Source organism: Candidatus Accumulibacter phosphatis (assembly GCF_012939955.1).
GTDB classification, from domain to species: Bacteria; Pseudomonadota; Gammaproteobacteria; order Burkholderiales; family Rhodocyclaceae; genus Accumulibacter; species Accumulibacter delftensis.
In genome coordinates, this window is record NZ_SPMY01000030.1 from 44016 (window position 1) to 66034 (window position 22019).

General features: G+C 63.3%; 21 protein-coding genes and 2 pseudogenes. 8 read left to right on the top strand and 15 right to left on the bottom strand.

Translation table 11 applies throughout. The annotated features are described in order from the left end of the window. The first annotated feature begins 44 nt into the window (after nt 1-44). A complete protein-coding gene (locus tag E4Q23_RS11550; protein ID WP_169066778.1) occupies nt 45-452 on the top strand; it encodes a YchJ family protein in 408 nt (135 codons plus the stop codon). Nucleotides 453-458: 6 nt separating this feature from the next. Next, on the top strand, nt 459-1310 hold the full coding sequence (locus E4Q23_RS11555; RefSeq protein WP_211203732.1) for a pseudouridine synthase: 852 nt from the start codon (nt 459-461) through the stop codon (nt 1308-1310). A 60-nt stretch (nt 1311-1370) separates the two neighbouring features. On the opposite strand, the gene E4Q23_RS11560 is transcribed toward E4Q23_RS11555, so the two are convergent. Both E4Q23_RS11560 and E4Q23_RS11565 read right to left on the bottom strand, forming a co-directional pair. Next, on the bottom strand, nt 1371-2354 hold the full coding sequence (locus E4Q23_RS11560) for a CapA family protein (RefSeq protein ID WP_169066779.1): 984 nt from the start codon (nt 2352-2354) through the stop codon (nt 1371-1373). Then, the gene (locus E4Q23_RS11565) at nt 2351-2800 is read right to left on the bottom strand and encodes a hypothetical protein (RefSeq protein WP_169066780.1); all 450 of its coding nucleotides are present in this window, start codon (nt 2798-2800) and stop codon (nt 2351-2353) included. Before E4Q23_RS11565 ends, E4Q23_RS11560 begins: the two co-directional genes overlap by 4 nt. A gap of 206 nt (nt 2801-3006) precedes the next feature. Between E4Q23_RS11565 and E4Q23_RS11570 the strand changes: the two genes are divergently transcribed. Beyond that, the gene (locus tag E4Q23_RS11570) at nt 3007-3501 is read left to right on the top strand and encodes an OmpA family protein (protein ID WP_169066781.1); all 495 of its coding nucleotides are present in this window, start codon (nt 3007-3009) and stop codon (nt 3499-3501) included. A gap of 420 nt (nt 3502-3921) precedes the next feature. On the opposite strand, the gene prpC is transcribed toward E4Q23_RS11570, so the two are convergent. After that, nucleotides 3922-5094 carry a bifunctional 2-methylcitrate synthase/citrate synthase gene (gene prpC, locus E4Q23_RS11575; protein WP_211203733.1) on the bottom strand — a complete coding sequence of 391 codons (1173 nt, stop codon included), beginning with the start codon at nt 5092-5094 and terminating at the stop codon, nt 3922-3924. A 136-nt stretch (nt 5095-5230) separates the two neighbouring features. Then, on the bottom strand, nt 5231-5830 hold the full coding sequence (locus E4Q23_RS11580; RefSeq protein ID WP_248595394.1) for a septal ring lytic transglycosylase RlpA family protein: 600 nt from the start codon (nt 5828-5830) through the stop codon (nt 5231-5233). 237 nt (nt 5831-6067) lie between these two features. On the opposite strand from E4Q23_RS11580, the gene E4Q23_RS11585 reads away from it, so the two are divergent. Then, entirely contained in the window at nt 6068-6586 is a 519-nt protein-coding gene (locus tag E4Q23_RS11585) for a YqaA family protein (protein ID WP_169066783.1), read from the top strand. Between the two features lie 67 nt (nt 6587-6653). Here E4Q23_RS11585 and lipA read toward each other — a convergent pair whose 3' ends face one another. The 5 genes from lipA to E4Q23_RS11610 form a co-directional block, all read right to left on the bottom strand. After that, complete coding sequence (lipA, locus tag E4Q23_RS11590; protein WP_169066784.1) at nt 6654-7655, bottom strand: lipoyl synthase; 1002 nt, start codon at nt 7653-7655, stop codon at nt 6654-6656. Further along, complete coding sequence (lipB, locus tag E4Q23_RS11595) at nt 7652-8212, bottom strand: lipoyl(octanoyl) transferase LipB (protein ID WP_248595397.1); 561 nt, start codon at nt 8210-8212, stop codon at nt 7652-7654. The genes lipA and lipB overlap by 4 nt, the downstream gene beginning before the upstream one ends. A gap of 164 nt (nt 8213-8376) precedes the next feature. After that, nucleotides 8377-8646: a YbeD family protein gene (locus E4Q23_RS11600; protein WP_169066786.1), complete on the bottom strand. Its 270-nt coding sequence runs from the start codon at nt 8644-8646 to the stop codon at nt 8377-8379. Next, nucleotides 8639-9514, bottom strand: coding sequence for a D-amino acid aminotransferase (locus E4Q23_RS11605; RefSeq protein ID WP_169066787.1), 876 nt, complete (start codon nt 9512-9514; stop codon nt 8639-8641). The genes E4Q23_RS11600 and E4Q23_RS11605 overlap by 8 nt, the downstream gene beginning before the upstream one ends. A gap of 34 nt (nt 9515-9548) precedes the next feature. Further along, on the bottom strand, nt 9549-10682 hold the full coding sequence (locus E4Q23_RS11610) for a D-alanyl-D-alanine carboxypeptidase family protein (RefSeq protein WP_169066788.1): 1134 nt from the start codon (nt 10680-10682) through the stop codon (nt 9549-9551). A gap of 194 nt (nt 10683-10876) precedes the next feature. Between E4Q23_RS11610 and E4Q23_RS11615 the strand changes: the two genes are divergently transcribed. Beyond that, complete coding sequence (locus tag E4Q23_RS11615; protein WP_272873670.1) at nt 10877-11803, top strand: GAF domain-containing protein; 927 nt, start codon at nt 10877-10879, stop codon at nt 11801-11803. Here the strand turns inward: E4Q23_RS11615 and E4Q23_RS11620 are convergent, their stop codons facing one another. The 6 genes and pseudogenes from E4Q23_RS11620 to E4Q23_RS11645 form a co-directional block, all read right to left on the bottom strand. Beyond that, nucleotides 11804-12844 (bottom strand): septal ring lytic transglycosylase RlpA family protein, encoded by a 1041-nt coding sequence (locus tag E4Q23_RS11620; protein WP_291996848.1) that lies wholly within the window; start codon nt 12842-12844, stop codon nt 11804-11806. 38 nt (nt 12845-12882) lie between these two features. Then, nucleotides 12883-13986, bottom strand: a complete 1104-nt coding sequence (gene rodA / locus E4Q23_RS11625; RefSeq protein ID WP_169066791.1) for a rod shape-determining protein RodA — start codon at nt 13984-13986, stop codon at nt 12883-12885. Nucleotides 13987-13989: 3 nt separating this feature from the next. Then, nucleotides 13990-15886 (bottom strand): annotated as a pseudogene (gene mrdA / locus E4Q23_RS11630) (penicillin-binding protein 2). Nucleotides 15887-16039: 153 nt separating this feature from the next. Further along, the gene (gene mreD / locus E4Q23_RS11635) at nt 16040-16561 is read right to left on the bottom strand and encodes a rod shape-determining protein MreD (protein WP_169066792.1); all 522 of its coding nucleotides are present in this window, start codon (nt 16559-16561) and stop codon (nt 16040-16042) included. A gap of 5 nt (nt 16562-16566) precedes the next feature. Next, complete coding sequence (gene mreC / locus E4Q23_RS11640; RefSeq protein WP_169066793.1) at nt 16567-17499, bottom strand: rod shape-determining protein MreC; 933 nt, start codon at nt 17497-17499, stop codon at nt 16567-16569. A 48-nt stretch (nt 17500-17547) separates the two neighbouring features. Beyond that, a pseudogene (locus E4Q23_RS11645) lies at nt 17548-18592 on the bottom strand (rod shape-determining protein). Between the two features lie 101 nt (nt 18593-18693). Between E4Q23_RS11645 and gatC the strand changes: the two are divergent. The 3 genes from gatC (at nt 18694) to gatB (ending at nt 22009) form a co-directional block, all read left to right on the top strand. Continuing rightward, nucleotides 18694-18990 (top strand): Asp-tRNA(Asn)/Glu-tRNA(Gln) amidotransferase subunit GatC, encoded by a 297-nt coding sequence (gene gatC, locus E4Q23_RS11650; RefSeq protein ID WP_169066794.1) that lies wholly within the window; start codon nt 18694-18696, stop codon nt 18988-18990. Then, nucleotides 18987-20456 (top strand): Asp-tRNA(Asn)/Glu-tRNA(Gln) amidotransferase subunit GatA, encoded by a 1470-nt coding sequence (gatA, locus tag E4Q23_RS11655; RefSeq protein WP_169066795.1) that lies wholly within the window; start codon nt 18987-18989, stop codon nt 20454-20456. The genes gatC and gatA overlap by 4 nt, the downstream gene beginning before the upstream one ends. A 101-nt stretch (nt 20457-20557) precedes the next feature. After that, the gene (gatB, locus tag E4Q23_RS11660; protein WP_169066796.1) at nt 20558-22009 is read left to right on the top strand and encodes an Asp-tRNA(Asn)/Glu-tRNA(Gln) amidotransferase subunit GatB; all 1452 of its coding nucleotides are present in this window, start codon (nt 20558-20560) and stop codon (nt 22007-22009) included. The last annotated feature ends 10 nt before the right edge of the window (nt 22010-22019 follow it).

Consider the following 22019-nt stretch of genomic DNA (forward strand, 5'->3'; position numbering starts at 1 on the left):
CCGGCCCGCCTTGATCCATCGCAAGCTCCGCTCAGGAGTCGGCAATGAAACAGACTGCGAAGAGCGCTTGCCCCTGTGGCAGCGAGCGTCCCTACGCCGAATGCTGCGGCCCCCTGCACGATGGCGCCGCAGCGCCGGATGCGGCAGCGCTGATGCGCTCGCGCTACAGCGCCTACGTACTGGCCATCGAAGCCTACCTTCTCTCCACCTGGCACCCCTCCACCCGGCCGACGCAAATCGACCCTGATGGCGCCCTGGCGCCGCAGTGGCTGAGCCTGCAAGTGCGCCGCCACGTGACGACCGGACCGGAAACGGCGATCGTCGAATTCGTTGCCCGCTACCGGGTAGGCGGCCGCGCGCAGCGGCTGCACGAAGTCAGCCACTTCGTGCAGCAAGCCGGTCGCTGGTACTACGTCGATGGCGAGTTCCCTGCGGCGACGAGCAGCAAGTGAGCCCCAATGATTGACGCCGGGAGCGCCGTGCTGCCCATCATTTATCAAGACCAGCACCTGGTCGCCATCCACAAGCCGGCGGGACTGCTGGTCCACCGCAGCCTCATTGACCGAAGCGAGCGACGCTTTGCGTTGCAGATGCTGCGCGATCAGCTCGGCCAGCGCGTCTACGCGGTGCACCGCCTCGACAAGGGAACCTCCGGTGTCCTGCTCTTCGCGCTGAGCAGCGCCGTCGGGCGGGCGCTGAGCACGAGCTTCGAACAGCGCCAGGTCGGCAAGAACTACCTGGCGGTGGTCCGCGGCCATCCCCCGCTCGCGGGCGAAATCGACCACCCCTTGCGTCGCCACTTCGACACGGAGGGCGCTCGCGCCGCCGCTGCCACCGCTGACCTCAACTCGCCGACGCAGGACGCCTGCACCCGCTACCGGAGGCTGGCCACCATCGAATTGCCGCACCGCGTCGACCGCTATCCCTCGAGTCGCTACGCCCTGCTTGAACTCGAACCGCTGAGCGGGCGTCGGCATCAGCTGCGTCGGCATCTCAAGCACATCGCACACCCGATCATTGGCGACACGACGCACGGCAAGGGGCGCCACAACCGCCTGTTTCAGACCCTCTTCGCTTGCCACCGGCTGCTGCTGGCCTGCACCGAGCTGCGTCTGGCGCACCCGCTGACCGGCGCGGAATTGACGCTGCGGGCACCGCTGGCGAACGATTTCCACCGCCTGCTGGCACGTCTGGAGTGGACCAGCGCCGTACCGCCGCAGTGGCTGCCGGACGGCGCTGCCCCGGGGCTGGAGGAAAGCGATGGCGATGACGGCAGCGCGACGATCACTGCCCCCTGCGATCCGGACTGAGCACGCTGGCCGCGCGCAGAAAAACAACGCGCGGGAGCGGCGCCGGAATCCGAATACGCTTCAGGGTTTATTGACGCACTCGCCGACAACGCTGTCCCCGGCGCGACCGCAGGGGGTCGCGACGCCAGCTCTCGGCTGCGGGCTGCCGTCCTCGTCCATGTGCGCGGCCAGGGTCTCCCAGGCGAGCAGTCCACTCTTGTCCAGGGTCAGGCGCAGCAGCCAACCGGTACGCGTGGCGGCATTGTCGAAACCATCGAAGACAAAATTGCCCAGGCTATAGACGATCAGCTTGCCGCGGTAATACTCGGCGCCCTGCGTGACATGCGGGTGGCCACCGACGACGACATCGGCGCCCGCATCGATCATCGTCCGCGCCAACTGCCGCTGCCGCTCGCTCGGCTGCTCTTCTCGCTCCCAGCCCCAGTGCATGAACGGAATCACCAGGTCGGCACCGGCCGCCCGCGCGGCCCGGATGTCGGCGACGACCTGGCTGTCCTCGCTCCAGGCGATGCCAGGCCAGTCAGCCCCGGCTTCGAAGGAACGCGGCTTGAATTCGTTGTAGGCCAGTACCGCAATGCGCAAACCGCCACGCGCGATCCACAGTGGTCGGTGCGCTTCTTCGAGATTGTGGCCGCCACCAAGGGCGGCGATTCCCTGGCCGGAAAGATGGCCGAGCGTTTCCAGAAAGGCCTGCTGCCCGTAGTCACCGGAGTGATTGTTGGCGACCGCCAGCGCGTCGAAGCGGCCCTTGAGCAGGGGCGCCACGCGCGGATCGGCGCGAAAGCTGTAGATCTTGCTGTCCAGGGCTTGACCCTGCGTGGCAATCGGACATTCGAGGTTGCCGATGGTGTAGTCGGCGTCCTGCAACTGCGCCGCAAACGCCGCCAGTGGATCGCCACCACGGCTGATCAGACGGCCTGGCCCGTCGTCGAGCATGACGTCGCCGACGAAGACCAGGCGCACGCTCTCGGCGCCAGCCGGAGCCGCCAGCGCCAGGCCGAAAGCGAGCGCCAGCAATGCAAGAACACGGCTTCCCCTGCTCATTGTTGCTGGCCCGCGGAGCGCGAGTCCCGCAACTCGCCCAACCACTCGCACCAGTAGCTCAATTCGCCGTCCCTGAGCGGCTCATAGACGTGATTGAGCCCGGTGAATCCCCACGGCGCAGCTTCCACCAGCAGCGGTGGATAAGCGTGCGTCGCCTGATGGATCGGCGTCGGGCCGCTGTCCTTGGCGGCCAGCACATAGACCTTGATCGCCGCCAGATCGGCAGGCTCCTTCTGAAAAACGACGCGGAAGAGAAAATACGAACCCACTTTCTCGACCGCGACGCCGTAGGGCGAAACAACGGGCCGCGCCTGCAAAATCCGGGTTTCGCCGCCGTAGCTGACGTGGCAAGCGACGCTTTCAAGGTCTGCGGCTCGCGCCGGAACGGCCAGCAGCTGCGAGCTGAACAGGCCAAGAATAAAGAGACAGAGACGAGGGGCAGGCATGCGAGCAGACAGTGGTTGCGAAGGGCGGAGTATCGGGAGCCGCCGGAAGCCCGTCAAGATATATAGATGAATTGAACGCTCGCCAGCACAACCATCCAGGGAGAATCATTGCTAAACTAGAAGGCTCGCGCCTGGGGAGTCATCTCCCGAATCGGGCGCCGTCTCCCGCATTAAGGGCCGTGTCTCGACCTGCAGGTGCATCAAAAATGCCTCCTTACCTTCGTCTTCGCCTCATCTGCCTTGCCGGCGCCATACTTCTCAGCGCCTGCACCACCATCGACCAACCCGTGAGCGAGCCGGTCACGGTTCGCGAACCAGTGCCGGTAACACCCGCAGTCCCTAACACGCCTTTCGCCGACGAACCCGAGAAGAGAACGGTCTATTTCGGCTTTGGCGAGGCGCGGATCGGCCACGAAGGCGTCGTCGTTCTGCGCGAGAATGCCCTGCACCTGAAAAATGATTCGCAGCTGATCGTGACCCTGGTCGGCCATACCGACAATCTCGGCAGCGCCGCCTACAATCTGGCGGTTGCGGACAAGCGCATCGAAGCGGTGAACGACAAGCTGCGCTCGCTCGGCGTGGCCAAGAACCAACTGCGGCGCCTGCCGCTCGGCAGCGAGCAGAGCAACAAGGAGGCCTGCGACAGCGAGGCCTGTCGTCAGACCATGCGCAAAGTCGAACTGGTGTACGAAAGGCGCTGAGTTCGCACTGCGCAGCACCGCGGCCGTCGCCAGATTGGCGACCAGCACAGGCGATCACGAAACCGCGGCAGCCGTGACTGGACGGCTGCCCCTCCACTTGCAGTGCGCATTCCGGCTTTCACGCCGGAATCGTTCGCCGAGCGGGGAGCATGCTCCCCGAATTCCCCGCCCCCCCGGCCCTTCTCCCGCAGGGGGAGAAGGGAGTTTCGTGAGTCGCTTGCGCGACTTTCACATTAACGGTCATGACACGTGGAGACNNCCCAAATCATGAAAGTAATGACCGTCTCCCCTCTTCCCTNGCCCCTTCTCCCGCAAGGGAGAAGGGAGTTTCGTGAGTCGCTTGCGCGACTTTCACATTAACGACGAAACAGCGACTGCGGGAGCCTTTTCGGCCGCCTGCCAGATGCGCGCGACAGGGCTCTATTTCCGTTGCGCCAGGGGAACAAATTCCTGCACCTCCGGCCCGACGTACTCGGCCGACGGACGAATCAGCTTGCCGTCTATGCGTTGCTCGATGATGTGTGCTGCCCAGCCACTGATCCGCGCCATCACGAACAGCGGCGTGAACATCGGCGTCGGCACCGCCAACATGTGGTAAACGACACCCGAGAACCAATCGACATTGGGGAACATCCGCTTCTGCTCCCACATCACCTGCTCGATGCCACTGGCGATGTCGAACAGCGCCTGATTGTCGCCATCGCTGCACAGTTGCTGCGCGACGGCACGGATCACCTTGTGGCGCGGGTCGGCGATGGTGTACAAGGGGTGACCGAAGCCAATGATGATTTCCCGCCTGGCCAGCCGGCTGCAGATGTCACTCTCGGCGTGCTGCGGATCGTGATAGCGGCTCTGAATCTCGAACGCGGCTTCGTTGGCGCCGCCGTGTCGAGGCCCGCTGAGCGCCCCGATGGCGCCGCTGACCGCGGCGTAGAGGTCGGCGCCGGTGCCGGCGATGGTTCTCGCGGTGAAGGTCGAGGCGTTGAACTCGTGCTCGGCATAGAGCACCAGCGACTTGTCGAGGCTGCTGGCGTGCAGCGCCGAAGGCGCCTTGCCGCAGAGGAGGTGCAGAAAGTGCGCCGCGATCGAGTCGTCGTCGGTCTCCGTTTCGATGCGCCGGCCATTGTGCGACCAGTGATACCAGTACAGCAGCATCGACCCGAAGCTGGCAATCAGACGGTCGGCGATCTCGCGCGCGCCACCGGGGTTGTGATCCTGCGCCTCGGGCAGAATGGTACCCAGCGCCGAGCAGCCGCTGCGCAGCACATCAGTCGGGTGCGCCGACGCCGGCAGGTTTTCGAGCACCGGTCGCAGGCGCACCGGCAGCCCGCGCAAGGTCTTCAGTTTCTTGCGGTACTGGTTGAGCTGGTTCAGACTCGGCAAGCGCCCGTAGAGCAGCAGATAGGCCACTTCTTCGAAAGTGGCGTGCTCGGCCAGGGCGATGACATCGTAGCCGCGGTAGTGGAGATCGTTGCCGAGGCGGCCGACCGAACAGATCGCCGTGTTGCCGGCCACCACGCCCGACAGCGCGACCGACTTTTTACCTTTGGGCACTTCGCTCTCGGGCACTTGGTTGTTGAGCACCTCGTTCATCCCCCCTCCTCTGGTCAGCAAGCCGGCACGCTGCCGACGAGTATTCCCGAGCTTGGCACTCGCGGTCAAGCGCCGCTACGCGCTATCGACTCGATCGCTTGACGGTGGCCGGCATGCGCCCGCCCACTCGCGGATCTCAGTCCCCGAAGTTGTCCGACTCCTGGCCCCCGGCAAGCCGGGCGTCAGCAGCACTGTCCGACCGCAGACCTTCTGCGGCGGGCAGGCGTGGCGGTGGCAGGAAGGCCAGGGTGCAAGCGCGTTCGTGCCCCAGCAAGGGTTTTGGCAGCGGAACGATTTCCACATCGGTGACCCCCACTTCGACCATTCCCAGGAACTCGGCCGCGGCCCGCGACAGGTCGATGACACGGCCGCGATGGCCCATGCGATCGTTGATCCTGACCACCACGCAGGAGGCGGAAAAAGGGCGGCGAACGGCAACCAGCGTACCGAGCGGGAAGCGATTACTGGCCGCCGACAGGTTCTCGTGATGAAAGGCCTTGCCAGAGGCGGTCTTGCGGCCGGTAAATCGTTTCCCGTAGAAACTCGCGCGACCGGCCAGGATTGACGGCTTTTCCGGCCACTCACCACTCATCTTGAGGACCGTCGATGATTCTCCCAGGGCCATTCCCGAAAACGCGGCGAAGGTCAAGGCCAGGGCGAGCAGCCCGAACAGCCGCTTCACCGAACGCTGACCCTGGCCAGCATCGCCGGCTGCGGCCTGCCAGCTAGCAGCCAACGGCGGCCGGCGCCAAAGCCTGCGCATTGCTCGGCAGAGCGTTTACAATCCCAACTTTGTGCAAAACGGCGCATGAAAACTCCCTCCGCGGCGGCACCCGCTGACCAGTAATGGTGCGACCGCGTAAGGATAGCCTGCTCGCGGGCGCCCGCACAAGCCGCAAATCGATCGCCGCGGCCGCCGGCTTGCCGCCAGCCGGCAAGCCACTGAAACGCGGCACTACCCTGAAATGCGCAAATGAAAACTCATCTGCTTCCCAACCGCCTGCGCACGCTGCTGATGCGCAGCGTCGGCTATCGCCACTATTCGCTGGTCGTTGCGACCATCGCTTTTGTGACCACGATCACCTTCAGCTTCCCCTTCGTCGCCGTACTGATCCCGGCCGTGCTCCTGGCACCCCGGCGCTGGCGGACACTCGGCCTGCTCTGCGGCCTGGCCAGCGGCTGCGGAGCCGCCGTGCTGGTCGAGATCTTCCAGTACCTGGGCGGGGAATTCATCGCTGCCCGCTACCCTGAACTGGTGAGCATGGAGGTCTGGCAGCGGGCCAGCGAATGGCTGCAAGACTGGGGCCTGCTGGCAGTCCTGATCATCGCCGGCTCACCGATGCCACAAACCCCGGCGCTGCTCTTCTGCGCGCTGGCCGACGTCTCGTCGCTGGGGATTCTCGCCGCGGTGGCCATCGGCAAGACCGCCAAGTATCTGTTCATGGCCTGGGCCACGGCCCACTACCCGACGCGCTTCATGCGCTACAACTGAGCGCTGCGGATCAGGCAAGCGACCCAGCCAAGCAATGGTTCAACCGCCTGAGCGCACGGACCCGCGCTCAGGCGACGCCAGCGCTTTCCGCCTGCACGTCCGCCCAGTAGCTCGAACGCACCATCGGCCCGCAGGCAGCACCGGTAAAGCCCATCCCTAGAGCCTGCTGCTCGTACATCTTGAAGACATCCGGATGGACATAGCGAGCGACCGGCAGGTGATGGCTGGATGGTGCCAGGTATTGACCGATGGTGAGCATTTCGACATCGTTGGCACGCAGGTCGCGCAGCACGTCGAGAATCTCATCGTCGGTTTCGCCGAGGCCGACCATCAGTCCCGATTTGGTCGGAATCTGCGGGTAGCGCGCCTTGAAGCCTTTCATGAAGGCGAGCGAGTGCGCGTAGTCGGCGCCCGGGCGCGCCTGCCGGTAGAGCCGCGGCACGGTTTCCATGTTGTGGTTGAGGACGTCAGGCAAGGACTTGCCGAGCACCTCGAGCGCGATCTCCATGCGCCCGCGGAAATCGGGAACCAGGGTTTCGATGGTCGTCGTCGGCGAGCTGCGACGCACGGCGCTGATCACGTCGACGAAGTGCTGCGCGCCGCCGTCGCGCAGGTCGTCGCGATCGACGCTGGTGATCACCACGTAGCGCAACTGCAAGTGGGCAACGCTATCCGCCAGATGCGCCGGCTCGTCGACGTCCGGTGGCAGCGGCTTGCCATGGCCGACGTCGCAGAACGGACAGCGGCGCGTACAAACATCGCCAAGAATCATGAAGGTCGCCGTGCCGCGGCCGAAGCATTCGCCGATATTCGGGCAAGCAGCCTCTTCGCAAACGGTGTGCAACTTCTGCTCGCGCAGCATTTTCTTGATCTCGCCAAAGCGACCCGTTGAATTCCCGGCCTTGACACGAATCCAGTCCGGCTTGCGCTGCGGCGCCTGCGCAACGATCTTGATCGGAATGCGCGCCGTCTTCAACTCGCCCCGCTCCTTGACTCCGGCGACCCGGGCGGCCGGCTTGCTTGCGCTGCGAGTCTGCTCCTGATCGTGATCGTAATCCTGATTGCTCATTGTTGCCTGCACTCCAGTTGTACTGCCAGATGTTCAGCCAGGGCCATCGCCGCTTGCGACGGGGTCAGAAAAATGCCCAGGTCCCTGGTCTGCGTGACCGGCAGACCGGGAAAGCCGCATGGATTGATCGCTGCAAAAGGCGACAGCTCCATGTCCACGTTCAGACTGACGCCGTGATAGCTATAGCTCCTGCGCACGCGCAAACCAAGCGCCGCAACTTTGGCCGCGCCCACATAGACTCCCGGCGCGCCAGCATGCCTTTCGGCCAGCACCCCGTGCGCGGCGAGAAGCTCAATCACCGCCTGCTCAATGGCGCTGACCAACGCGCGAACTTTCAGCCGCCGCCGACTCAGGTCGAGGAGCACGTAAATCACCACCTGGCCAGGACCGTGATAGGTAATCTGGCCGCCGCGATCGCTCTTCACCAGCGGGATGCCGAGATCGCTCAGCAAGTGCTCGGCTCGACCGGCCTGACCGAGGGTGAATACCGGCGGGTGCTCGCAGCACCACAGTTCGTCGGCGGTCGAGTCGCTGCGCGCGGCGGTGAAGTCGATCATCGCCTGCCAGGTCTGCTGGTAGTCGACGCGCCCGAGATCACGAACCAACAACGAGGGCTGCACAGCGCTGCCCAGCGGCGTGTCGCGCTCACCCGCGCACCGACAACACTCTCCCTCGTTCTCCTCGGTCGCTGCCCGCGACGCAAGGCGCCGCACATCGTCGCTCATAGGACGATCTTGACTAGCGGATGGCTGCTTAGTTCCCGGTACAGGGTGTCGAGCTGGGCGCGACTGGTGGCATTGATGGTGCAGGTCAGGCTGACGTACTTGCCGCCACTCGAAGCGCGCATGCACATCGTCGCGCCGTCGAAATCCGGCGCGTGCCGCAGCACGACAGCGAGTACTTCCTGGGCCAGGGCGCTGTCGGCCAGACCCATGATCTTGAGCGGAAAAGCGCAGGGGAAGTCGAACAGGCTGTCGCGTTCTTCAGACATCGCCGCGACCACCGCCCTCACCTTCGCGCGCAACCCGCTGGCGGTAGGCGCTGTACCAGGCCTGCATCTTGCGTACGGCCGGGCCGGGCTTGCCGGTGCCCACCGGGTGACCGTCGAGACGGGTGATCGGCAGGACTTCGCGGGTCGAGGAGCTCAACCACAACTCATCGGCGACGCGCAATTCGGCGTCGGCAATATCACGAAGCTGGCATGGCATACCATGCGCTGCCGCCAGTTCGAGAACCAGATCGTAGGTAATACCGGCCAGCATGCGGTGGTCCCTCTGCGGCGCCAGCAGCACGCCGTCCTTGACCACGAAAATATTCGACGTTGCCCCCTCGCTGAGGATGCCGTCGCGTAGCAGGATCGTTTCGGCGGCACCGACGTCGATCGCCTGCTGACGCAGGAGCACATTGGGGAGCAATGAGACGGTTTTCAGGTGGCAGCGCAGCCAGCGGTTGTCGACCGCACTGAGAACGGCAATGCCGTTCTCGCGTTGCGCAGTTAACACCGGCAAGACCGTCGAGAAGATGAAGACCGTCGGCGGCAGGTCTTTCGGAAAGCTCTGCTCACGCTTGTTGTCGGCACCACGCGTCACCTGCAGGTACACGGACTGATCGTCGAATTCGCTGGCGCTGATCACCCGCTGCAGGCGTTCCTGCCACTCACCGGCGCTATGCGGATTGGCCAGCGCAATACCGTCGAGAGTGCGCTGCAGCCGCGCCAGGTGTTGCTCGAGCCGGAACGCCCGCCGGGCATAGACCGGGATCACTTCGTAGGCGCCGTCGCCGAACAGGAAGCCGCGATCAAGCGGCGAAATCCTGGCCTCATCAAGTGGCAGGAATTGCCCGTTGAGATACGCTGTCATCGGCCGCTTCCCTTCATCACTTCAAGCGCGCTGCCTAGTTGAACCACATGCGTACGGTGTCCACCACCCGGCCAATGATTCCCGCGACGGGCACCGCTTCGAGGGCGACAACCGGGTAGTCGCCGTAAGGCTTGCCATCAACGCTGACTTTCAGCGTCGCCAGCGTCTGCCCGACACTCACCGGCGCCAGCAAAGGCTGTTGGGAAACCAACTCGGTCTGGATCTTCGGCCCAAAGCCCTTCGGCACAACAATCACCAGATCGTCGGCAAAGCCGATATTGACCGTGGCCTCCTTGCCCTTCCAGACTTTCAGATTGGAAACCGGAGCGCTCTTGGCATACAACTGCACGCCGTCGTAGAACTGGAAGCCGTAATTGAGCAGCTTGAGCGACTCCTGGATGCGTACGCTCGGAGACGATGCGCCGAGGACCACCGACACCAGGCGACGCGGACCGCGTTTCGCCGACGACACCAGACAGTAGCCAGCGGCGACGGTGTATCCGGTCTTGAGACCGTCGACCGTCGGGTCGATCCACAGCAAACGGTTGCGATTCGGCTGCGTGATGTTGTTATAGGTATATTCCTTCAGGGAGTAGTACTTGGCGTACTCCTCGGGGAAATCGCGAATCAAGGCGGCGGCCAAAGTTGCCAGGTCGCGAGCCGTGGTGTAGTGATCCGGGTCGGGCAAGCCGTTCGAGTTGCGGAAATGAGAACCCTTCATGCCCAGTCGCTGCGCTTCGCGATTCATCATCTGTGCGAAGTTTTCTTCGTCACCGGCAATGGCCTCCGACAAGGCGACGCAGGCGTCATTTCCTGACTGAACGATCATGCCCTTGATCAGATCCTCGACTTTGACCTCGCTACCGACCTGGATGAACATCCTGGAACCGCCTGTCTTCCACGCCTTGCGCGAAATCAGCACCTCCTGGTCGAGCTTGAGCGTTCCCTGCTTGAGTGCCGAGAAAGTGAGATAAGCGGTCATCAATTTGGTCAGAGACGCCGGTTCGAGGCGCTCATCGGGCGCCTGGGCGGCCAGTTCCTGGCCTGACGTCACTTCGACCAACAGCCATGACTTGGCGGCCAAGGCTGGCGGCGTCGGCAGCGCTTGCGCAAAGGCCAGGACGGGGAGACAAAGCAGAGCAGAAAACAGCGATCGTAGCTTGAGCATGGCGAGACTCACGGCAAAAGGGCGGATTATAGCAAGCCCTCCTCCGCCGCCCTGCATGCATTTTTTGAGCAGTGCGCAGCGGAAGGTGCCATCTTCCGTGATTTAACGCACACGCGCGCCCGCTTCCCGGCAAGTACGATGATGGTTGTTTCCTGGCACCCCTGCCAACTCGAAAGTGGCTTTCTCCGGACCACATGTTGCCACCATCCCGACCTCTCGCAAGCTCTCTCGACCTGCAAGGCGCCTTCGCGCAGCTGTCGCGAGGCAACTTTTCCAGCGCCAACCTGGACGACTGCTTGCGGCAACTCACTGTGGCGACGGGACGCATACTCAACATCGAGCGCGTCAGCCTGTGGGGACTTACCAGCCAACGGGAAAGTCTGGAGTGCATTGATCTCTATGAGCTTTCGCACAACCGCCATAGTGTTGGGGTAACCCTGCAGGCGCTTCGCTACCCCGAGTACTTCCGGGCGCTGGAGCGGGGCGAGCCAATCGTTGCCGATGATGCGATGAAGCATCCCAGCACGCAGAGATTCGCCGAGGACTACCTGCTGATGAACGGGATCAGCGCGCTGATCAACACGCCAATTCACGTCAACGGAGAACTGCAGGGCGTACTGAGTATCGAGCGCGTCGGACCACACTCGGCATGGACTTCGGTACAGCGCCTGTTCGCGCACGCGGTGGCCAACCTGGTCAGCCTGGCGCTGGTGCAGCACCAGGTGCTGCAAATGGAGGAGGATTTGCGCGATGCGAACAGCCTGCGACTGGCGCTGTTTGCCGGCGCTCGCGACGCGATTCTGATTTCCGATGCCAGCACCGGGCATATTCTCGACGCCAACCCGCAGGCCGAGAAATTGTTCGGACGACAGCTGCAGCAACTGCTCGGCCTTCTGCAAAGCGAGTTGCATGCCGCCAGCGACGGCCTGGACCCGCGCCAGTTGCTCACGCCGACTCAGGCCAGCGGCGCCGCAGTGGTACGCAGCACGGTCGTCAACCGCGACGGCAAGATCATCCCGGTGGAGATCATCGGACACGAAATACAGCTCGAAAAGGGCCGCAAGATCGTGCAGGGCGTTTTCCGTCCCCTGGCGGCGCTCGACGACCCGACCGAGTGCTGATCAGCGCGTGACCAAGGTCGGCCTGTAACCCAGCGCCAGACGAATGCGTTCGGCGACCTTCTCGGCGTCGGCTCGACTTTGATACGGCCCCATGCGCACGCGGTGCATGCCCCCACCGGCGTTGATCTGGATTCCCTCGTTGAGCCAGTCCAGCTCGCGCAGCAAATGCACGCGCAGACTCTCGGCGTTTTCAGCACTGGCGAAAGCACCCAGCTGCAGGAAGACGCCGGACAGCGCCACTGGCATGGCCGGCAGCGCTGCGGCCGGGAACGAGAGCGGCACCGGCCGCTCTGCTACAGGCACCGGTAAGGGTATTGCTGCCTCTGCCGGCGGCGCCACCACCACGGCCTCCGCGCCCATGTTGGCCGCCAGCCGTTCAATCTCGTCGCGCTCGCCGGCAAGCTGCGCTTGCCGCGGCCGCGGCGCCGGCATCACCTGCGCATAAGTCATGCTTGTCGCGCCATCCGGCACGATCGAATCGACCTGCACCAGAGTGCTGCCGTTGTCCACATAACCCAGGCGGTAAGCGGCGGCGTACGAAAGATCGATGACTCGGTCGGCGTGGAAGGGACCGCGATCAATGACCCGCACGACCACCGATTTGCCGTTGCTGACGTTGGTCACGCGGACATAGGAGGGAATCGCCAGGGTCGGATGCGCCGCCGTCATCGCGAACATGTCGTAGCGTTCGCCGGTCGACGTCTTCTGGCCATGAAACTTCTTGCCGTACCAGCTGGCAATACCGCGTTGCTGGTGTGCTTCGAGGCTGGTTTTCGGCTGGTAGGCCTTGCCGAGAACGACGTACGGCCGGTTGGCAAAACGATGCAGCGGCTCGAGCATGGGTTGCGCGTCCGGGATGTCGTCGAGATTGTCGGGGATTTCGTCGCCGGGACCATCGTCCTTGTAGTAGCCGCCGCCCCGCTTCTGCACCACGCCCGACTTGCGGGCCATCTTGCTGCGCTCGGCCGTGGCATCGGATGAACGCGAAGGCGAACCGCCGCAAGCGGTGAGCAGCAGCGGCAGGGCCAACAGCGCGAGCACTGCGCAGCTCCCAGCCAACAAGCCTGTCCTTCCTCGCCTCATGGCCTGACCAGCATCCTGTGCGTGTTGATGCTCATCAGCATACCAATACCGAGCGACAGCGTCACCAGTGCGGTGCCCCCGTAACTCATGAACGGCAGGGGAACGCCGACCACCGGCAAGATGCCGCTGACCATGCCCATATTGACGAAGACATAGGTGAAGAAGCTCAGGGTCACCGAACCAGCCAGCACTCTCCCGAACAGAGTCGATGCTTTGCCGGCAATCATCAGCCCGCGGCCAATCAGCAACAGGTAGAGCAGCAGCAGGATGCTGTTGCCGAGCAGGCCGCGCTCCTCGGAGAAGACGGCCAGAATGAAGTCCGTGTGGCGCTCGGGAATGAACTCCAGGTGGGTCTGCGTGCCCTCCAGCCACCCCTTGCCGAGCTTGCCACCCGAACCGATGGCGATGGTGGACTGGATGATGTGGTAGCCCGAGCCGAGCGGATCCGTCGTCGGGTCGATCAGGGTCAGAATGCGTTTTCGTTGATAGTCATGCAGCATGGTCCACGCAAAAGGTGCGGCAGCACCGGCGACCGCCAGCAGGCCGACAATCACCCGCCATGGCAAACCAGCGAAGAAGATCACGTAGAAGCCGGCTGCGCCGACGAGAATCGCGGTTCCCAGATCGGGCTGCTTGGCGATCAGCGCGAAAGGCACCAGCAGGAGCAGGCTGGCGACGATGTAGTGGCGGAACTTGAGCACCGCTTCGTTCTTGTGGAAGTACCAGGCGAGCATCAGGGGCACCGCGATCTTCAGCAGTTCCGCCGGCTGGATGCGGGTGAAACCCAGGGACAGCCAGCGCCGGGCGCCATTGACCTTGATCCCGAAAAAGAACACCAGAATCAGAAGAACGACGCCGACAAGGTACAGCGGCACACCGAAACGCATCAGCTTCTGTGGCGGCAGCTGCGCCACCGCCCACATTGCGCACAGCCCGATAGCCATGTTCACCAACTGCGGCAGGAGGTGACTATTGGCGTCATAGGTCGCGCTATAGACGGTGGTCAGCCCGGCGGCCATCAGCATCAGGGTAATCAGCAGCAGAGGCGTGTCGATGTGCACGACCAGGCCGCGCCAGACGCGCGCCAGGAATTCCTGCATCAGCTAGTCCTCCTTGACATCATCTTCCTCCGCCGCACCCTTGGGGAGCTTGCCCAATAGATAGTAATCGATCACCATGCGCGCGATCGGCGCCGCCGACTGAGCACCAAAGCCGCCATTTTCGACGATCACGGCCAAGGCGATCTGCGGCTCCTCGGCGGGTGCAAAGGCGATGAACAGGGCGTGGTCACGGAGCTCCTTCTTCACCGCCGACTCCTTGTAGGTACTACCTTTCAGACTGTACACCTGGGCCGTACCGGTCTTGCCTCCCGAGGTGTAGCCGGCGCCGGCAAAGGCGCGGGCACCGGTTCCCTGGGTGTTGACGCCAATCATCGCGTTCTTGATGGTCTCGACATGCTTCGGCTTCCACGGCAGGCGGCGCAGCGGCTCCGGCTCGATCATCGTTTTTTCGCCGCTGCGGCTGTCGGTGATGTATTTGACGAGATGGGGACGGTACATGACGCCCTTGTTGGCGACGGTCGCTGTCGCTTGCGCCAGCTGAATCGGCGTGTAGGAATTGTAACCCTGACCGATGCCGATCGAGACGGTCTCGCCGGCGTACCATTTCTGCTGCTCCGGCCGCCGGAAGCGGCGCTTCTTCCACTCCGGTGACGGCAACACGCCTTCCGATTCGCCGTCGATGTCCACGCCGGTGCGCTGGCCGAACCCGAGCTGGCCCATGAAGCCGGCAATGGCGTCGATCCCCATGTCGGTAGCCAGCTGGTAGTAGTAGGTGTCGCAGGATTGAACGATCGACTTGTACATGTCCACTGTGCCGTGCCCGCCAATCTTGTCGTCCCGGAAATGGTGGCCACCGAAGTTGAAATATCCCGGATCCGAAATGGTCTGGCCGGCAGTGCGCCTGCCCGTTTCGAGTGCCGCCAGGGCCATGAACGGCTTGTAGGTCGAACCCGGCGGATAGGTGCCGTTCAGGGCACGGTTGAGCATCGGCCTGTCGCGCGATTTGTTGAGCACATCCCAGTCCTCGGTACGGATACCGTCGATAAACAGATTCGGGTCGAAAGTGGGGCTGGAGACCAGTGCCAGGATGCCGCCAGTCGACGGCTCGATGGCCACCAGCGCGCCGCGGCGATCGCCAAATGCTTTTTCGGCGATTTCCTGCAATTTGACGTCCAGGGTCAGGGTCAGGTGGTTGCCCTGCACCGGCGGCGTACGCGACAGGCTGCGAATGGCTCGGCCGCCGGCGTCGATTTCGACCTGCTCGTAGCCGGTCTCGCCGTGCAAGGCGAACTCGTAATGGTGTTCGAGGCCGGTCTTGCCGATATGATCGGTACCCTTGTAGTTTGCTGCCTGCTCGCTCTCGGCGATCTTTTCGAGATCGCGCTTGTTGATGCGATTGATGTAGCCGATGGCGTGCGAGGCCACCGATCCCAGGGGGTACTGACGAAACAGGCGCGCCTTGACTTCGACCCCCGGGAAGAGATAGCGATTGGCGGCAAAGCGCGCAACTTCCTCCTCGGTCAGGCGCGTACGAATGGGCAGGCTTTCGAAGCTCTTGCCCTCCTCCAGCAGCTTGCGAAAGCGCCGCTTATCCTTGAATTCGATGTCAATCACTTTACTCAGGCCATCGATCGTCGCTTCCAGATCCTCGACATTCGACGGCGTGATTTCCAGCGTGAAGGCCGAGTAATTGCGTGCCAGGACGATGCCGGCGCGATCGACGATGACCCCCCCGGTTGGGGACGATCGGTACCACCGAAATGCGGTTGTCCTCGGCGCGGGTGCTGTAGTAATCGTGCTGGACCACCTGCAGATAGTAAAAACGGGCGCCCAACAGGGACAAGGCCAGCAGCACCGCGACCGCCGCCAGCACGACGCGAAAATGGAAGCGGGAGAGCTCCCGGTCAGAGGCATGCAGTGACGATTGACTAGCGAGCACGGCAAACTCTCCTTACCGTGAAAAGTCGCGTACGCGACTCACGAACCTCCCTTCTCCGACTGCGGGAGAAGGGCCAGGAGAAGAGGGAAACGGGCATGACTTTCATGATTTGGGGTGTCTCCACGTGTCATGACCGTTAGCGGCCGCAGCCCTTCACAGCGGTCGATTGTCATCACGGTCAACCGGCTGGTGCTGCGGCAGCAGCAGGAGCAGCGTCAGCAGCGGCCACAGAAAAGTGGCCAGAAAAGGCCCGAGAAAGTACGCCATCCCCGGCAGATCGGCGCCGACCATCGCCCACACCGCGAACTGCACCAACTGTGCCAGCAGGAGCAGCGGAAAAACCTGCAGTGCCTGCTGCCCGAGCGGAAACCAGAGAATTCGTCTCGACAGCGCCGAGCCGCCGTAGGCAGCGAGCACATAGGCCAGTGCATGCTGTCCGAGCAAACTGGCATCGGCAACGTCCATCGCCAGGCCGAGCAGAAAGGCCAGCCCCATTCCGACCAGGCGGGGCTCGCGAACGCTCCAGAAAACGATGACCAGCGCCAGCCAATCCGGCACCCCCGGCCAAACCGAGGTCGGCAGAAAGTTGAGCAGCAGCGCCAGCGACAGGCTGAGGCCAATGAACCACGGCCGCACGGGGAGCAGAATACGTGACGAAGAGTAGCTGGTCTGCATCGCGCTCAGTCCTTTGTCGGGCGTTTCTTTTTTGCCCGAGCGCTTCTCGTCGAAGCTTTAACATCCTTGCTGGCGACTTCCTCGGCCAGTTCTGCCGGCAAGGCCACCGGCGGACGCGGATCGAGCACGATCACTTCGCTGAAATGCTCGACAGCGGCCACGGGTGCGCAACGGATCTGGGCAAAGGTGTAGGTGGTATCACTTTCGATGTGCACCACCTTGGCCACCGGAAAACCCGGCGGAAAGATCCCGTCCAGCCCCGAGGTCACCAGCAGATCGCCGTTTTGAATGTCGGCATTGAGCGGCATGAAACGCATTTCGAGCTCGCCGTTGCCGAGCCCGAAAGCCACCGAGCGCATGCCGGTACGCACGACCTGCACCGGCACCGCCTGCTCCTTGTCGGTAATCAGTGTGACCTCGGCGACGAAGGGAAACACCCGCGTCACCTGCCCGACAATGCCAATATCGTCAATCACCGGCTGCCCGGCGATCACCCTGTCCTGCTGGCCCTTATCGACGATCACCCGACGCGCGTAAGGATCGCGTGCCGAATAGAGGATCTGCGCGACCTGACCACTGACCTGCTGCCGTTCCTTGACCCCCAGCAATTTTCGCAAACGCTCGTTCTCGGCCTCGACGTGCAGACTGCGCTGCAGCGTCGCCGCCTGTTCCAGGCGAGCGCGCTGCAACTGTGCGCCCTCACTCTGCAGACTCGCGGCACCGGCAAAATAGCTGCTCGCATTGTCTAGAAATTGCGCTGGCAGATGCGCCAGATTCTGCACCGGGTGAGTGAACATGGACAGCGCCTGGCGGACTATCTCGAGCGTCTGCAAGCGAGCATCGACGACCAGCAGCGCCATCGACAACAAGACGTAGAAGGAGAGCAGCGCGACCGGGGCCGGCCCGCGTTTGAAAAAAGGCGGTGGCTGTTGGTCCATCAATCGATCATCGCGGCCGGCAAGCAACGGCGCTCAGGCCGCCGCACCTCAATCGGAAGCGAAAATGCTGCCGAGATTATCCATCTTCTCGAGCGCCATACCGCAGCCCCTGGCCACGCAGGTCAGCGGTTCCTCGGCAACAATCACCGGCAGGCCCGTCTCCTCCATCAGCAAGCGATCGAGGTCGCGCAGCAAGGCACCGCCTCCGGTGAGCACCATGCCTTTGTCGGCAATGTCGGCGCCGAGTTCGGGCGGCGTCTTCTCCAGCGCTGACTTGACCGCCGAGACGACGCTGTTCAGCGGTTCGGTAAGCGCTTCGAGGATTTCATTCGAGGAAATGGTGAACTTGCGCGGAATACCTTCCGCCTTGTTGATTCCGGAGACCTCCATCTCGCGCACTTCGGCACCAGGAAAAGCCGAACCAATTCGCTTTTTGATGTTTTCCGCAGTGTTTTCGCCGATCAGCATGCCGTAGTTGCGGCTGATGTAGTTCATGATTGCTTCGTCGAGCTTGTCACCGCCGACACGAACCGAACCGGCGTACACCATGCCGCCGAGCGAGATGACACCCACTTCGGTGGTTCCACCGCCGATATCGACGACCATCGAACCGGTCGGCTCGGAAACCGGCAAGCCGGCGCCGATCGCTGCCGCCATCGGTTCCTCGATCAGAAAGACCTGACTGGCACCGGCACCGATGGCCGACTCGCGGATGGCACGGCGCTCGACCTGCGTCGAACCCGACGGCACGCAAATGATGATCCGCGGCGAAGGCGAGAGCAGTCGCGAATCATGAACTTTCTTGATGAACTGCTTGAGCATCTGCTCGGTCACCGTGAAGTCGGCGATCACCCCATCCTTCATCGGACGGATGACGGTAATCGCGCCAGGCGCCTTGCCGAGCATTTCCTTGGCCGCCTTGCCGACGGCCTGAATGGTTTTTTTTCGAGCTCGGGCCGCCTTCGGTCCTGATGGCGACCACCGACGGCTCGTCAAGAACGATCCCTTTCGAGCGAACATAGATCAGGGTGTTGGCCGTGCCTAGGTCGATGGCGAGATCGTTGGAAAAATAACTGCGCAGGAAACTGAACATGCTGGCGAAATCCGTGATGGCCCCGCAGGGGCTGCGGTGGGAAAAACTTTTATGATACCTTATAAGGCCACCTCGTTTGACACCTTAGTGATTTCCAAACCATGTCGCTCACCTTAGAACAGGTCCGCCGCGTTGCCCACCTAGCCCGCATTGAAATCAGCGACGGCGAGGCGCAGAGCACGCTCGGCCAGCTCAACGAAATTTTTTCCCTGATCGAAGAGATGCAGGCAGTCGACACGCAAGGCGTCGAGCCAATGGCGCACGCTCAGGATGTCGCACAGCGCCTGCGTGCAGACCGCGTCACCGAGTCGGGCCAGAGCGCTCAACGCAGCGCATTCCAGGAGGTCGCGCCGGAAACCGAGGCTGGCCTGTACCTGGTGCCGAAAGTCATCGAATGATCACCGACAGCCTGCAGGCGCTCGCCAGGGCGCTGGCCACGAAAGAAGTTTCCAGCGTCGAGCTGACTCGCCACTACCTTGATCGCATCGCGCGCCACAACCCGCAGCTCAACGCTTTCATCAGCGTCGATGAAGCTACCAGCCTGGCCCAGGCAGGCGCTGCCGACGAGCTTCTGGCGAAGGGCGAAGGTGGCCCACTGACCGGCATCCCGATCGCCCACAAGGACATCTTCTGTGCCCAGGGCTGGTTGACGACCTGCGGGTCGAAGATGCTGAACAACTTTGTCAGCCCCTACGACGCGGCGGTCATCGCGCGCTTCAAAGCAGCCGGCGCGGTGCTGCTCGGCAAGACCAACATGGACGAGTTCGCCATGGGATCGTCCAACGAGACCTCGTTCTACGGACCGGTGAAGAACCCCTGGGATACCACTCGCGTTCCCGGCGGCTCTTCCGGAGGCTCGGCCGCCGCCGTCGCCGCGGGCCTTGCAGCGGCGGCCACCGGCACCGACACCGGCGGCTCGATCCGCCAGCCGGCGGCGCTGTGCAACTTGACCGGGATGAAGCCGACCTATGGCGTCGTCTCGCGCTACGGCATGATCGCCTTCGCCTCATCGCTCGACCAGGCCGGTCCGCTGGCTCGTTCGGCCGCCGACTGCGCCCTGCTGCTCAACGCCATGGCCGGCTTCGACGAACGCGATTCGACCAGCGTCGAACGCCCGCGCGAAGACTACGGCCGCGAGCTCGCTACCGCCGCTGACGAGCGACCGCTGGCCGGTTTGAAGATCGGCCTGCCAGCAGAATTTTTTGACGATGGCTGTAGCCCGGAAGTCATGCAACTGGTCGAAGCGGCGATTGCCGAGTATCGCCAGCTCGGCGCCGAAACGGTCTCTGTCAGTCTGCCCAGCATGCAGCTCTCGGTGGCCGCGTATTACGTGATCGCACCGGCCGAAGCGAGCTCGAATCTGGCGCGCTTCGACGGCGTGCGCTACGGCTACCGAGCGCCCGAGTATCAGGACCTCAACGAGATGTACAGCAAAAGCCGCGCGCAAGGCTTCGGCGCCGAGGTCAAACGGCGCATCCTGATCGGCACCTACGTTCTCTCGCACGGCTACTACGACGCCTACTATCTACAGGCCCAGCGCATTCGCCGCCTGATCGCCAAGGACTTCGCCAAAGCCTTCCAGCAATGCGACGTCATCCTCGGGCCGACCAGCCCGAGCACCGCTTTCAAGCTCGGCGAGAAAGCGGCTGACCCGGTGCAGATGTATCTCTCCGACATCTACACCATTGCCGTCAACCTGGCCGGCCTGCCGGCCCTTTCCATCCCCTGCGGCTTCGCCAGCGGCCTGCCCGCGGGCTTGCAGCTGATCGGCGACTATTTCACCGAAAGCCGGCTGCTCAATGTCGCCCACCGCTATCAGCAGGTAAGCAACTGGCATCTGCAGCGGCCGGCCGGCTTTGACTGAAGCGCGAGTGAGAGTGGGTGCGCCCAGGCGGCGCCAGCTCTCCCCTTTCGCCCACCGGCCGCTGGCCACGGGCGCCGTTATTGAAGAGTGAGTAAGCAGTGATGAAAGCATGGGAAGTGGTCATCGGCATCGAGACGCACGCGCAGTTGTCGACGCAAGCGAAGATTTTCTCGGGCAGCTCGACGGCCTTTGGCGCCGAGCCCAATGTCCAGGCCAATGCCGTCGATATCGCCCTGCCTGGCGTGCTGCCGGTGCTCAACAAGGGCGCCGTCGAATGCGCAATCCGCTTCGGCCTGGCGGTCGGCGCAAAGATCGCCCCACGATCGGTTTTCGCGCGCAAGAACTACTTCTACCCGGACCTTCCCAAGGGTTACCAGATCAGCCAGTACGAACTGCCGGTGGTCGTTGGCGGCCAGCTGGCGATCACGCTGGGTGAGCACGAGCGAGTGGTGAAGCTGACCCGCGCCCACCTCGAAGAAGACGCCGGCAAGTCCTTGCATGAATGCCCTGGGGCGAACTTCCACGGCCGTACGGGAATCGATCTCAACCGTGCCGGGACACCACTGCTGGAGATCGTCACCGAGCCTGACATGCGTTCATCGAACGAAGCCGTCGCCTACGCCCGCGCGCTGCACGCGCTGGTACGCTGGATCGGTATCTGCGACGGCAACATGCAGGAGGGCTCGTTCCGCTGCGACGCCAACGTTTCCGTCCGCCCGGTCGGCCAGGCCGAGTTCGGTACCCGACGCGAAATCAAGAACCTGAACTCTTTTCGCTTCATGCAGCAGGCCATCGACTACGAAGTGCAATGGCAGATCGCCACTCTCGAAGACGGTGGTGCAATCGAGCAGGCAACCGTCCTCTTCGACCCGCAGAGCGGCGAAACACGCGCCATGCGCTCCAAGGAAGACGCCCACGATTACCGCTACTTCCCGGACCCCGATCTGCTGCCGCTCGTCATAGATCGTCAGTGGGTCGACGAGATCGCTCGGCAACTCCCCGAACTACCGGCCGCGCGACGCGATCGCCTGGCCGCCGAGTACGGACTCTCAACCTACGATGCCAAACTCCTGACCAGCTCGCTCGAACTCGCCACGTACTACGAAACAGCCGTTGCCGCGGCCGGCAGCGCAGGCGCCAAGGCTTGCGCCAACTGGGTGATGGTCGACCTGACCGCTCGCCTGAACAAGGACGAACGGGATATCAGCCAGTCACCGGTCTCGCCCGAGCAACTCGGCGGCATGGTCGCGCGCATCGTCGATGGCACGATCTCCACCAATATCGCCCGCAAAGTGTTCGACGCTCTCTGCAACGGCGAAGGCAATTCTGCCGACCAGATCATTGCCAACCAGGGCCTGCAGCAGATCACCGACAGTGCTGCGCTGGAAACGCTGATCGACGAACTACTGGCAGCCAATGCGACCATGGTCGGCGAATTCAGGGCCGGCAAGGAAAAAGCCTTCAATGCGTTGGTCGGCCAGGCGATGAAGGCGACACGCGGCAAGGCCAACCCACAACAGGTCAACGCACTGCTACGCAAGAAGCTCGGCTGACCCTGGAGTA

Excerpts from the sequence above, each read along its gene's own strand:
- E4Q23_RS11605 (WP_169066787.1), bottom strand. The coding sequence starts at position 9,514 with ATGACAGCGTATCTCAACGGGCAATTCCTGCCACTTGATGAGGCCAGG.
- E4Q23_RS11565 (WP_169066780.1), bottom strand. The coding sequence starts at position 2,800 with ATGCCTGCCCCTCGTCTCTGTCTCTTTATTCTTGGCCTGTTCAGCTCG.
- E4Q23_RS11560 (WP_169066779.1), bottom strand. The coding sequence starts at position 2,354 with ATGAGCAGGGGAAGCCGTGTTCTTGCATTGCTGGCGCTCGCTTTCGGC.
- gatA (WP_169066795.1), top strand. The coding sequence starts at position 18,987 with ATGATCACCGACAGCCTGCAGGCGCTCGCCAGGGCGCTGGCCACGAAA.
- E4Q23_RS11615 (WP_272873670.1), top strand. The coding sequence starts at position 10,877 with ATGTTGCCACCATCCCGACCTCTCGCAAGCTCTCTCGACCTGCAAGGC.
- E4Q23_RS11600 (WP_169066786.1), bottom strand. The coding sequence starts at position 8,646 with ATGTCTGAAGAACGCGACAGCCTGTTCGACTTCCCCTGCGCTTTTCCG.
- E4Q23_RS11550 (WP_169066778.1), top strand. The coding sequence starts at position 45 with ATGAAACAGACTGCGAAGAGCGCTTGCCCCTGTGGCAGCGAGCGTCCC.
- E4Q23_RS11570 (WP_169066781.1), top strand. The coding sequence starts at position 3,007 with ATGCCTCCTTACCTTCGTCTTCGCCTCATCTGCCTTGCCGGCGCCATA.
- prpC (WP_211203733.1), bottom strand. The coding sequence starts at position 5,094 with ATGAACGAGGTGCTCAACAACCAAGTGCCCGAGAGCGAAGTGCCCAAA.
- gatC (WP_169066794.1), top strand. The coding sequence starts at position 18,694 with ATGTCGCTCACCTTAGAACAGGTCCGCCGCGTTGCCCACCTAGCCCGC.
- lipB (WP_248595397.1), bottom strand. The coding sequence starts at position 8,212 with ATGATCGACTTCACCGCCGCGCGCAGCGACTCGACCGCCGACGAACTG.
- mreC (WP_169066793.1), bottom strand. The coding sequence starts at position 17,499 with ATGGACCAACAGCCACCGCCTTTTTTCAAACGCGGGCCGGCCCCGGTC.
- lipA (WP_169066784.1), bottom strand. The coding sequence starts at position 7,655 with ATGAGCAATCAGGATTACGATCACGATCAGGAGCAGACTCGCAGCGCA.
- gatB (WP_169066796.1), top strand. The coding sequence starts at position 20,558 with ATGAAAGCATGGGAAGTGGTCATCGGCATCGAGACGCACGCGCAGTTG.
- mreD (WP_169066792.1), bottom strand. The coding sequence starts at position 16,561 with ATGCAGACCAGCTACTCTTCGTCACGTATTCTGCTCCCCGTGCGGCCG.
- E4Q23_RS11610 (WP_169066788.1), bottom strand. The coding sequence starts at position 10,682 with ATGCTCAAGCTACGATCGCTGTTTTCTGCTCTGCTTTGTCTCCCCGTC.
- E4Q23_RS11555 (WP_211203732.1), top strand. The coding sequence starts at position 459 with ATGATTGACGCCGGGAGCGCCGTGCTGCCCATCATTTATCAAGACCAG.
- E4Q23_RS11585 (WP_169066783.1), top strand. The coding sequence starts at position 6,068 with ATGAAAACTCATCTGCTTCCCAACCGCCTGCGCACGCTGCTGATGCGC.
- rodA (WP_169066791.1), bottom strand. The coding sequence starts at position 13,986 with ATGCAGGAATTCCTGGCGCGCGTCTGGCGCGGCCTGGTCGTGCACATC.